The organism is Kitasatospora sp. Root107, from assembly GCF_001424875.1.
GTDB lineage: Bacteria > Actinomycetota > Actinomycetes > Streptomycetales > Streptomycetaceae > Kitasatospora.
Window position 1 is genome coordinate 144,403 of the sequence record NZ_LMCT01000005.1, and the last position, 11,743, is coordinate 156,145.

6 protein-coding genes and 2 rRNA genes are annotated in these 11,743 nt (G+C 68.6%); 4 read left to right on the top strand and 4 right to left on the bottom strand.

What is annotated here, in order from left to right:
• The first annotated feature begins 266 nt into the window (after positions 1 to 266).
• Both ASC99_RS07045 and ASC99_RS07050 read left to right on the top strand, forming a co-directional pair.
• Entirely contained in the window at positions 267 to 2,801 is a 2,535-nt protein-coding gene (locus tag ASC99_RS07045) for a SpoIIE family protein phosphatase (protein ID WP_057229473.1), read from the top strand.
• A gap of 270 nt (positions 2,802 to 3,071) precedes the next feature.
• Entirely contained in the window at positions 3,072 to 3,626 is a 555-nt protein-coding gene (locus tag ASC99_RS07050; RefSeq protein WP_057229475.1) for a GPR1/FUN34/YaaH family transporter, read from the top strand.
• 243 nt (positions 3,627 to 3,869) lie between these two features.
• On the opposite strand, the gene ASC99_RS07055 is transcribed toward ASC99_RS07050, so the two are convergent.
• Positions 3,870 to 4,964 carry a YncE family protein gene (locus tag ASC99_RS07055; protein WP_082598134.1) on the bottom strand — a complete coding sequence of 365 codons (1,095 nt, stop codon included), beginning with the start codon at positions 4,962 to 4,964 and terminating at the stop codon, positions 3,870 to 3,872.
• Between the two features lie 142 nt (positions 4,965 to 5,106).
• Here ASC99_RS07055 and ASC99_RS07060 point away from each other — a divergent pair, with 142 nt between their 5' ends.
• Together ASC99_RS07060 and ASC99_RS07065 are read left to right on the top strand one after the other, a co-directional pair.
• Entirely contained in the window at positions 5,107 to 6,750 is a 1,644-nt protein-coding gene (locus ASC99_RS07060; RefSeq protein ID WP_057229477.1) for a sensor histidine kinase, read from the top strand.
• 23 nt (positions 6,751 to 6,773) lie between these two features.
• Complete coding sequence (locus ASC99_RS07065; RefSeq protein ID WP_057229478.1) at positions 6,774 to 7,475, top strand: response regulator transcription factor; 702 nt, start codon at positions 6,774 to 6,776, stop codon at positions 7,473 to 7,475.
• Here the strand turns inward: ASC99_RS07065 and ASC99_RS07070 are convergent.
• The 3 genes from ASC99_RS07070 to ASC99_RS07080 all read right to left on the bottom strand — a co-directional run bounded on the left by ASC99_RS07070 (position 7,472) and on the right by ASC99_RS07080 (position 11,691).
• The gene (locus tag ASC99_RS07070) at positions 7,472 to 8,302 is read right to left on the bottom strand and encodes a phosphatase PAP2 family protein (RefSeq protein WP_057229479.1); all 831 of its coding nucleotides are present in this window, start codon (positions 8,300 to 8,302) and stop codon (positions 7,472 to 7,474) included. The two genes, ASC99_RS07065 and ASC99_RS07070, sit on opposite strands and share 4 nt — an antisense overlap.
• A gap of 62 nt (positions 8,303 to 8,364) precedes the next feature.
• A 5S ribosomal RNA gene (gene rrf, locus ASC99_RS07075) occupies positions 8,365 to 8,481 on the bottom strand.
• An 88-nt stretch (positions 8,482 to 8,569) separates the two neighbouring features.
• Positions 8,570 to 11,691, bottom strand: a 23S ribosomal RNA gene (locus ASC99_RS07080).
• Positions 11,692 to 11,743 lie beyond the last annotated feature (52 nt).

The window sequence follows — 11,743 nt, forward strand, 5'->3', positions numbered from 1 at the left end:
ACCCCCCAGTCTGACAGGACCGCCGCCGGGTGTCCGTCCCGTTGCACAGGGTCTGCACCCGGCCAGCGCAAAGCAACCCCCCGGAGCAGGCCGGTCCCCGGTCAGCCGGGTGGCCGGAATCACCCGCAGGTGCCTCTTTCCGCCCACCGGGCCCACGGAGGTGCCGCCGGAAAGTAGGGTGGGACGCTGCACCGACCCCGGGACGCCCGACCCAAGGGCAGATCCGACCGGGTCGGAGCTATCGGATCTGATGGGAGAAGTGGCACGTGGTCACCGCACGCGCAGCCGCCACCTTCGAGCCGGTCAGCAGGTCGGCCGCCGCGGCGCGCGGCTTCGTCCGCGACGCGCTGCTCGGCTGGGGGCTGCCGGAGGTGGTCGACGACGCCGTGGTGCTGGTCAGCGAGCTGGTCACGAACGCCGTCGTGCACGCCGGGACGGCCGCCGAGGTGTGCTGCCTGCGCGAGGAGGAGACGATCCGGGTCGAGGTGACGGACCGTCACCCGGAGCGCGGCCTGCCCTCGTTCGCCAACGTCCCCGCCCAGAGCTCCGAACGCTACGGCGACCCGGACGGCGAGGGCGGCCGGGGCCTGCTGATGTGCTCGGCCATCTCCAGCTGTTGGGGCGTCGAGTACTCCGCCGGGCAGAAGACGGTCTGGTTCCGCCTCGCCCTCCCCGAACACATCATCGGCACCCGGTACGCGCTGCCCGCCCTGCCCGGCAGCGAACTCCCGGGCGCTGACGGCCCGGTCCTGGTGGCCGTGGTCCAGGTCGACGAGCAGGGCCTGGTCAGCGCCTGGAACCAGGACGCCGAGGCGCTGCTGCGGCTCCCCGCCGAGCAGGCGGTCGGCCGGCCCTGGTCCACGCACGTGCTCTGGCCGCCGGACGGCCCCGAGCTGGCCGAGACGCTCAAGCTGGCCCGCTGGGAGGGCGGCTTCTCGCTCCGGCTGGACGGACAGCCCGAGGTGTACGCGGTGCAGGTCCGGATCAGGGACACCCACGGCATCCCGTCCACGCTCTGCCTGCTGGTGCACGAGAGCGACCGAGCGGTGCTCCGCTCCCCCGCCACCGGCTCCGACGCCCCGGCCGGCGTCGAGCCGCTCGACCTGCTGGTCGGGCACATCGGCACGGACGACCTGAGCGGCCTGCTGCAGCGGATCGTCGAGCGGGCCCGCGACCTGCTGGACGCGGACGCCGCATACCTGCTGCTCACCACCGACGACGAGACCGAGTTCGAGCTGCGGGCCGCCACCGGCCTGCCCGGCGCGAGCCGTCGGCACGCGCCGATCCCGGTCGACTCCGGGGCCGGGCGGTACGACTCGGCCCGGCTGCCGGCCGTGCACGAGGACCTCGCCGTACGGCCCAACGTCGCACCGCTGCTGGCCGGTTCGGGGCTGCGCTCACTGATCACCGTCCCGCTCAAGGTGGACGGCCGGCTGACCGGTTCGCTCGGGGTGGCCGCCGCCGGGCCAGGACGGTACGACAACGAGGACGCGCTGCGGCTGCAGTTCGCCGCCGACCGGGTCGCGCTCGCCCTGGAGAGCGCCCGGCTGACCGAGCTGGAGCGGCTCCGGCGCGGCTCGCTCTCCTTCCTGGTGGAGGCCTCCGACCTGCTCGCGGGCACTCTCGAACACGGCCAGACGCTGGCCCTGATGGCGCAGATGGCGGTGCCCACACTCGCCTCCTGGTGCGCCGTCTACACCACCCACGACGCCGGGGCCGAGCTGGCCTTCGTGCTGCACCAGGACGAGGACCGGATCGACCAGCTGCGCGCGCTGCTGGACAAGACCCCGGCCCCGGAAGCCGGCCCCGACAACGGCGTCCGATTCTGGACCGCCCCGGTCGAGACCGCCCGGCAGAGCGGGCTGACGGACAGCCCGGAGCTGGCCGGGCTGCTCGGCGAGACCGTGGTGCTCCCGCTGGCCGCCCGGAACCGGGTGATCGGCCTGCTGGTGCTCGGCGTCTCCACCGGCATGCGGTTCCGCCAGGAGATGCTGGAGCTGGCCGAGGACCTGTCCCGCCGGGCCGCCCTGGCACTGGACAACTCCCGGCTCTACTCCGAGCGCACCGCCACCAGCCAGGCCTTCCAACGGGCGCTGCTGCCACCGGAGTTGCCGAAGATCCCGGGCGTCGAGGTGGAGGTCTTCTACCAGGCCGCGGGCGAGGGCAACGAGGTCGGCGGCGACTTCTACGACATCTTCCCGATCCGCGAGGGCACCTACGGCTTCGCGATCGGCGACGTCTGCGGCACCGGCCCGGAGGCCGCCGCCGTCACCGGGCTGGCCCGGCACGCGCTGCGCCTGCTGGCCCGGGAGGGGCTGGACGGACCGCAGCTGCTCGGCCGGCTGAACACCGCGATCCTGGACGAGGGCACCCGCAGCCGCTTCCTCACCCTGCTCTACGGCGAGTTGACGCCCCTGGCGGACGGCAGCACCGAGCTCTCGCTGGTCTGCGCCGGGCACCCGCTGCCACTGCGACTGACCACCGACGGCCGGGTCGACGCGGCCGCCACCCCGCAGCCGCTGCTCGGCGTGTTGGACGAACTCGAGCTGGTGGCCGAGCAGTTCACGCTCTACCCCGGCGAGGTCCTGCTCTGCGTCACCGACGGCGTCACCGAACGCCGGGAGGGCCAGCGGATGTTGGGCGACGACGGGCTGGCCACCGTGCTCACCGGCTGCACCGGCCTGACCGCCGGCGCGGTCTCCGCCCGGGTGCAGCGGGCGGTCGAGCGGTTCGCCGCCGAGCCGCCGTCGGACGACATGGCCATCCTCACCCTGCGCATTCCGGAACAGCGCACGGGCTGACTCGGTCGAGAGTTGTCGCCGTACATCTGACGACCCGACAATTTGTGGGATTCACAAGGGTACAAGCCTGTCCGGCCGGGTACACAGATCTCACCGGGGAACACCCCGGAGGGGACTCGACCGACAGCTCCGACCTGCCGGTTCATCACTCAGCCGCAGCCGCCGCACCCTGGAACCGTCCCTGGTTCCGTGCGCCCACGGCCGGCACGCGCACCCACTTCACGCACACTCCTGCCGCGTTCGCGGCGCCCAGAGTGAAAGGAGCCTCCGGTGAGCAACGAAGCTACCGGGGCGAACGCCCGATCCGCCGATGCCGGCAACCTCGGCTACCTGGCTCTCGGTCTGACCCTTCTCGCGTACGGCATCCTCGGCACCGGGGTCTTCTCCGGCACCGGCCTCAAGGACGCCGCCTCAGTCGCCCACCTGGTCGGCGGGCTGACCCTCTTCATCGCCGGTCTCTGGCAGCTGCGCAGCGGCGACGGCTTCACCGGCACCGCCTTCACCGGCCTCGGCGCCTTCTGGGCGACCTGGTCCACAGCAGGCGGCGCAAGCAAGAACGCCGCCGGGCTGTTCCTGCTGCTCTGGGCCCTGCTCGCACTGAGTCTGACCCTGGCCGCCTGGAACTCCGGGCTGTTCAGCCGACTCATCTACGGCCTGTTCACCCTCTCCCTGGTGCTCAGCGCGCTCGGCGTGCTGAACAGCAGCTCCGGCCTCGGCAAGGCGGGCGGCTGGCTGGCCGCCGTCGCCGGCCTGGCCGCCTGGTACTCGGCCACCGCCGCGCTCACCGAGAGCGGCTGGGGCCGGGCGGTGCTGCCGACCAAGTAGGACCCTGTGTCGGTTGGGGGGTGGGTGAAGGAGCGGTGGTGGGGTGCGTGCCTCGGCGGTGCCGAGGAGGGAGTCCATGCGGAGCATCGGCGACCGACGAGAAGCCGTCGAGGTGCGTGCCCCGGCGCCGCGACGCCGCCCCCCAACCGACACAGGGTCCTGGCCTCCACGGAGGTCGGTTCACCACCTACCGCAGCCGGGCCGCCCGCCCCACCGGGCGGCCCGGCTGCGGCGCGTCCCTGCTCAGAGCAGCACCGCGCCCAGCGGCAACCGCCCCGCCGCAAGCTTCCGGGCCTGACCGGTCGCCAGGTCCACCACGGTGATCCCGTCCCAGCCGCCCGGTCGGCTGAACCCGCCGGTGACGTACGCGGTCCGGCCGTCCGGGGACGCCACGACGTCCTCGTGCGGACCGTCCAGCGCGACCAGCCGTTCGGCACCGCCGGGGCTCCGGACGGTCAACGACGGCCCGTGGTCCTCGGCGCCGATCGCTCCGGTGCCCACCACCAACAGGGTGCCGTCCGGGGTCAGTGCGGTGCCGTGCTGATGGGTGTCGGCCGTCATCCGCTCGACCGTCACCTGCCCGGTCGTCGGATCGAGCACCGCCAGCCGCTCCCCCTCGAAGGGCAGCAACAGCCTTCCGTCCGACCGGACTTCGGCGTAGTGCGGCTTCAGCCAGGACCCCAGGCCGCCTTCGGTCCCGTACGGCGCCACCTCCATCCGGCGCGGGCGCAGCCCGTCCACCGGCACGGCCGTCACGTCGAAGGAGTCGTGCCCGACCGCGTACACCTCCCGCCCGTCCCGCGACACCAGCACGTCGAACGGCCGCCGCCCGACCGGCACCACGTCCGTGACCCGCTGCCCCGCCGCGTCGAGCACCTCCAGTACCCCCGGCTTCCCCGGCACGTTGACCCCGACGAAAACCTGCCGCCCGTCCGGCGAGAGCGCGATGCCCATCCCGCCGCCCCGGTACTCGCCGGTGGTCACCGATCCGGTCGCGGTCCGGTACGGCACCACCGCGAGCAGCCGCCGCTCCCGGGTGTCCAGCACGGCCGCCCCCTCGGCGGTCGCCACCCAGGCCCGCCCGTCCGGGCCGAGCGCCACACCCCACGGCGCGGTACCGACCCGCACCGAACCGGTCGGGCCGGTGGCCGGGTCGACGAAGGTCACGGTGTCGCCGCCGAAGTCGGTCACCAGCAGGGTGCCCGGCTGCACGGTCGTCGCCTGCGCCCTCGGCTTCACCTGCTCCGTCTGCTCCGTCTGCTGTGCTGCCGGACCTCCGCAGGCCGCCAGCAGTACCGCCAGTACCCCGAGCCCGACCGCAAGCCGCCGACCGCCCATCTCCGTCCCGCCTTCCGTCGCCCTACCGCCATCCTCCGACCCGTGCCGAGCGCCGGAGTCCGCGATCGGCCGACAACCGGGTCATCCGATCGGCCGTTGCGACCAATCGGAAGAGTGGATTCCGCTCCGGCACAATCGGGAGATGCGCTTCGTACCGTTGCTGCCCGCCGACCGCCCGGCCACCTCCGCGCCCGGACGCTGGCTGCTGGAGGCAGCGGTCGGCGGAGTGGTGCTGCTGGTCACCTACGCGGCACTCCGCAGCGTCGGCCTCTCCGGCACCTTCGACCGCAGCACCCTGCTGATCCTCGGCGCGGCGGCGCTCGCCCTCGCACTGGCCAGGCACCGGTTCCCCGACGCCGCACTGCTCGGCCTGGCCGTCCTGGTCGGCGTGCTGCCCAGCGCCGCGATGCTGACCGCGATCGTCAGCTACACGACCTCCCGCCGGGGCGGCCGCGCCTGGCGACGCGACCTGGTCCTGGTCACCGCCGCGCTGCTCCCGCTGCTGGTCAGCGAAGTCCGGCTGGACTACTGGCAGGGCGGGCGCTGGCAGTACGCACTCGCCCAGGGCGGGGTGCTGGCGGTCGTCGCGGTCCTGATCCCCGGCCTGGTCGGTACCGCCGCCGGGCAGCAGGACCAACTGGTCGGCGCCCTGCGGGAACGCACCGCGGCGGCCGAGCGCGCCAAGCGCTCCGCCGAGAACGAGTCCCGGATCCAGGAGCGCTCCAGGATCGCCGCCGAGATGCACGACCTGGTCGGACACCGGCTCAGCCTGATCTCCCTGCACGCCGGCGGCCTGGAACTCGCCCTCGACCGCCAGGCCCCCCAACTGAGCGGCGAGGCCGAACAGCTCCGGCAGGCCAGCCGGGATGCGATGGACGAGCTGCGCCAGGTGCTCGGCGTGCTCGGCCCGCTCGGCCGGGACACCGGTACGGACGCGCTCACCGACGCCACCGGGACCAGGGCCGACATCCTGGCCCTGGTCGAGGAGTCCCGCGCGGCGGGCATCCCGGTCTCATTCGACTGGCAGGGCGAGGACCTGACCGAGGTCCGGCCCCAGGTCAGACGGGCCGTCAACCGGGTGGTCCGGGAGGCGCTCACCAACGTGCACCGGTACGCGGTCGGCGCCGCCGTCGAGGTGACGGTGGCCCAGCTGCCCGGCAGCGTCGAGGTCCTGGTGATCAACGGCGCACCGCCCGTCCCGCCGACCGTCACCACCGGGCTCGGCAGCGGCCGCGGCCTGGACGGCCTGCGCGAACGGGTGGCGGTCCTCGGCGGCCGGCTGACCGTCGGCCCGGTCCCGGGCGGCGAGTTCGAGGTCCGTGCCATCCTCCCCACCGACCCACCCACTGCCGGGGCCCGCGCCGAACAGGCCGCGGGGAACGGCCCCGCCCCGCTCGCCCTCCCTCTGGAAGCCGCCGGACGGGTCCGCCGCCAGCTCGCCAGCACCGTGTCGGCCGCCCTCGGACTGGCTGGGCTCGGCATGATCCTGCTGCTCGGCCTCGGCCTGGTGCAGCAGACCCGCCCCTACGACGGGCCGCCGCCGGTCAGCGCCGTGCACACCGGGATGACCACGAGTCAGGTCACCTCGGTGGTCGGCCCCGATAGCGCCGCCGTCCGCTCCGCCGCCGCCGGACGCGAACCGGACCGTCCCGGCGGCACCACCTCCTGCCTGTACCCGTACACCACCTGGACCACGGAGAGCGACCGGCTGCAGGTCACCCGCTACTGTTTCAAAAGTGACGTTCTGACCGATATCTCCACCTTCACCACCCCCCTGGCGCCCTGACACCGACCGACCGGGAGCTGCGCATGACCGACGACAGCGCTGAGCGGACCACACCGATCCGGGTACTCCTGGCCGACGACGAGCCCGGCATCCGGGCCGGTCTGCGCCTGGTCCTCCGGCACGCCGAGGACATCGTGGTGGTGGCCGAGGCCGCGAACGGCGCCGAAGCCGTCGCCGAGGCCGCCCGTACCCCGGTCGACGTGGCCCTGGTCGACATCCGGATGCCCGTCCTCGACGGCCTGGCCGCGATCGACCAGCTGATCCGGCTCGACCCCAGGCCCGCCGTCGTCATGCTCACGACCTTCGGCGAGGAGGAGAACGTCACCCGGGCCCTGCGCTCCGGCGCCAGCGGCTTCCTGCTCAAGGACGACGGCCCGCACGAACTGATCAGCGCCGTACGCGCCGCAGCCGCCGGTGACGCCGTGCTCTCCCCCGGCGTCACCGGACTGGTCGTCAGACGCATGCTCGAAGGCGACCCGGCCGACCCGGAGGACCCCGGCGCCGAGGCCGGCCGCCGGATCGCCACCCTCGCCCCACCCGAGCGCGAGGCCCTCGCCCTGCTCGGCGCCGGCATGCCCAACCTGGAGATCGCCCTCCGCCTCGGCATCAGCCCCGACTCGGTCAAGACGGTCGTCGACACCATCCTCGACCGCACCGGCGCCGACACCCGCGTCCAGGCCGCCCTCCTGGCCACCCGAGCCGGGCTCACGCCGGAGAGCGCCTAGCTCCTCAGCGCCCGGTCCCGCACCGGGACTGGTTCGGGGCTCGGCTGCTCCGTACGCCGCCAGCCGGAGGCCGCGTACTGGACCAGGTAGACGATCAGCAGCAGCGCCACGGCCACCAGGCCGTCGGCCCAGAAGTGGTTGGCCGTCACCACGACCACGTAGACGGTGATCACCGGGTGCAGGATCGCGAGCCAGCGCCAGGGGCCGCGCGCGATGACGGCCACCGCGACGGCGACGATCACGCACCAGGCCACGTGCACGGACGGCATCGCGGAGAGCTGGTCCGCCACCACCCCGCCGACCGCGCCGCCGTAGACCGACTGCCCGTACTCCGCCGCCACGTCGACAAAGCCGTTGCCCGGCAGCATCCGCGGTGGTGCCACCGGCAGGAACTGGATCAGCAGACAGGCCGCCGTGGTCAGCACCACCGTGTTCCGCAACCAGGCGTACCGCGCCCGGTGTCGGACGAACACCCACGCCAGCAACGCGAGCATCACCCCGAAGTGCATCACCGCGTAGTAGTAGTTGGCCCCCGAGATCAGCCACGCATGCTCCCGCGCCGATCGCTGCAGGGCCGCCTCGTCGGGCAGTCCCCAGGCCAGTTCGGTGCGATGGATCCAGTCCGCCCGGTCGAGCGCATGGTCCGTACTGAGCACCGACAGGTGCCCGACCAGCTGCCACAGGGTGAAGAGCGCCAGCAGCGTCCCCGCCTCACGACAGACCACCGCCACGCCCGGCCGCGCCACCCGCTTGGCCGCGTACGCGGCGCCGAGCAGGGCGACGGCGGTACCGCCGGCCGTCTGCCAGGTCAGGGTCAGGTTCTGCATTGGCGAAGATTAACGCAGAAAAGCCCCCCGGCTGATAGCCGGGGGGCTTTTCTTGAAAGATTGTTCGGCGGYGTCCTACTCTCCCACAGGGTCCCCCCTGCAGTACCATCGGCGCTATGAGGCTTAGCTTCCGGGTTCGGAATGTAACCGGGCGTTTCCCTCACGCTATGACCACCGAAACACTATGAAACTGTATGACCGCACCACACCCGTGACCAAACGGTGTGGGGTCGTTGTTTCAGAACAACACAGTGGACGCGAGCAACTGAGGACAAGCCCTCGGCCTATTAGTACCGGTCAGCTCCACCCCTTACAGGGCTTCCACATCCGGCCTATCAACCCAGTCGTCTACTGGGAGCCTTACCCTCTCAAGGAGGTGGGAATATTCATCTCGAAGCAGGCTTCCCGCTTAGATGCTTTCAGCGGTTATCCCTCCCGAACGTAGCCAACCAGCCATGCCCTTGGCAGAACAACTGGCACACCAGAGGTTCGTCCGTCCCGGTCCTCTCGTACTAGGGACAGCCCTTCTCAATATTCCTACGCGCACAGCGGATAGGGACCGAACTGTCTCACGACGTTCTAAACCCAGCTCGCGTACCGCTTTAATGGGCGAACAGCCCAACCCTTGGGACCTACTCCAGCCCCAGGATGCGACGAGCCGACATCGAGGTGCCAAACCATCCCGTCGATATGGACTCTTGGGGAAGATCAGCCTGTTATCCCCGGGGTACCTTTTATCCGTTGAGCGACGGCGCTTCCACAAGCCACCGCCGGATCACTAGTCCCGACTTTCGTCCCTGCTCGACCCGTCGGTCTCACAGTCAAGCTCCCTTGTGCACTTACACTCAACACCTGATTGCCAACCAGGCTGAGGGAACCTTTGGGCGCCTCCGTTACTCTTTAGGAGGCAACCGCCCCAGTTAAACTACCCACCAGACACTGTCCCTGATCCGGATCACGGACCCAGGTTAGACATCCAGCACGACCAGAGTGGTATTTCAACGACGACTCCACAACAACTGGCGTTGCTGCTTCAAAGTCTCCCACCTATCCTACACAAGCCGAACCGAACACCAATATCAAGCTATAGTAAAGGTCCCGGGGTCTTTCCGTCCTGCTGCGCGAAACGAGCATCTTTACTCGTAATGCAATTTCACCGGGCCTATGGTTGAGACAGTCGAGAAGTCGTTACGCCATTCGTGCAGGTCGGAACTTACCCGACAAGGAATTTCGCTACCTTAGGATGGTTATAGTTACCACCGCCGTTTACTGGCGCTTAAGTTCTCAGCTTCGCCWWSMCGAARMWTGACTAACCGGTCCCCTTAACGTTCCAGCACCGGGCAGGCGTCAGTCCGTATACATCGCCTTACGGCTTCGCACGGACCTGTGTTTTTAGTAAACAGTCGCTTCTCGCTGGTCTCTGCGGCCGGCCCCAGCTCAGAGTGCAAGACTCATCACCAGTTCCGGCCCCCCTTCTCCCGAAGTTACGGGGGCATTTTGCCGAGTTCCTTAACCATAGTTCACCCGAACGCCTCGGTATTCTCTACCTGACCACCTGAGTCGGTTTGGGGTACGGGCCGCCATGAAACTCGCTAGAGGCTTTTCTCGACAGCATAGGATCATCCACTTCACCACAATCGGCTCGGCATCAGGTCTCAGCCTTAATGAGTGACGGATTTGCCTATCACTCGGCCTACACCCTTACCCCGGGACAACCACCGCCCGGGCTGGACTACCTTCCTGCGTCACCCCATCGCTCACCTACTACCCTGTTGGGTCACCGGCTCCACCACGTCCCTTTGTCCGAAGACTCCAGGCCGGCTTCGCGGGCTTAGCATTCAGAGGTTCGACGTTGGCGCTTCAAAGCGGGTACGGGAATATCAACCCGTTGTCCATCGACTACGCCTGTCGGCCTCGCCTTAGGTCCCGACTTACCCTGGGCAGATCAGCTTGACCCAGGAACCCTTGGTCAATCGGCGCAAGAGTTTCCCACTCTTGTATCGCTACTCATGCCTGCATTCTCACTCGTGAACCGTCCACAACTGGATTCCTCCGCTGCTTCACCCGGCACACGACGCTCCCCTACCCATCACAGCGGGCGTTGGCCCTATWGCTGCAATGACACGACTTCGGCGGTGTACTTGAGCCCCGCTACATTGTCGGCGCGGAATCACTTGACCAGTGAGCTATTACGCACTCTTTCAAGGGTGGCTGCTTCTAAGCCAACCTCCTGGTTGTCTCTGCGACTCCACATCCTTTCCCACTTAGCACACGCTTAGGGGCCTTAGTCGGTGTTCTGGGCTGTTTCCCTCTCGACCATGGAGCTTATCCCCCACAGTCTCACTGCCACGCTCTCACTTACCGGCATTCGGAGTTTGGCTAAGGTCAGTAACCTTTTGGGGCCCATCGCCTATCCAGTGCTCTACCTCCGGCAAGAAACACGTGACGCTGCACCTAAATGCATTTCGGGGAGAACCAGCTATCACGGAGTTTGATTGGCCTTTCACCCCTAACCACAGGTCATCCCCCAGGTTTTCAACCCTGGTGGGTTCGGTCCTCCACGAAGTCTTACCTCCGCTTCAACCTGCCCATGGCTAGATCACTCCGCTTCGGGTCTTGGGCATGCAACTRWATCGCCCTATTCGGACTCGCTTTCGCTACGGCTACCCCACACGGGTTAACCTCGCTACACACCGCAAACTCGCAGGCTCATTCTTCAAAAGGCACGCAGTCACGAGACACACAGCAAGCTGCATRTCCGACGCTCCCACGGCTTGTAGGCACACGGTTTCAGGTACTATTTCACTCCGCTCCCGCGGTACTTTTCACCATTCCCTCACGGTACTATCCGCTATCGGTCACTAGGGAATATTTAGGCTTAGCGGGTGGTCCCGCCAGATTCACACGGAATTTCTCGGGCTCCGTGCTACTTGGGAGAAGCTCAAGTGAGCCGTACAGATTTCGTCTACGGGGGTCTTACCCTCTACGCCGGACCTTTCGCATGTCCTTCGACTATCCATACGGTTTCTGACTCACCGACYGGCCGGCAGACCAATCAAGAACTTTCCCACGACCCCGCTCTGGCAACCCCTGCCGGGTCTCACACCAAAACGGTTTAGCCTCATCCGGTTTCGCTCGCCACTACTCCCGGAATCACGGTTGTTTTCTCTTCCTGAGGGTACTGAGATGTTTCACTTCCCCTCGTTCCCTCCACRCACCCTATGTGTTCAGGTGCGGGTGACAGCCCATGACGACTGCCGGGTTTCCCCATTCGGAAACCCCCGGATCAAAGCCTGGTTGACGGCTCCCCGGGGACTATCGTGGCCTCCCACGTCCTTCATCGGTTCCTAGTGCCAAGGCATCCACCGTGCGCCCTTAAAAACTTGGCCACAGATGCTCGCGTCCACTGTGCAGTTCTCAAACAACGACCAGACACCCACC

Bases quoted from the DNA above. Each gene is read 5' to 3' on its own strand.
- ASC99_RS07065 (WP_057229478.1), top strand. From the start codon at position 6,774: ATGACCGACGACAGCGCTGAGCGGACCACACCGATCCGGGTACTCCTG.
- ASC99_RS07070 (WP_057229479.1), bottom strand. From the start codon at position 8,302: ATGCAGAACCTGACCCTGACCTGGCAGACGGCCGGCGGTACCGCCGTC.
- ASC99_RS07060 (WP_057229477.1), top strand. From the start codon at position 5,107: ATGCGCTTCGTACCGTTGCTGCCCGCCGACCGCCCGGCCACCTCCGCG.
- ASC99_RS07055 (WP_082598134.1), bottom strand. From the start codon at position 4,964: ATGGGCGGTCGGCGGCTTGCGGTCGGGCTCGGGGTACTGGCGGTACTG.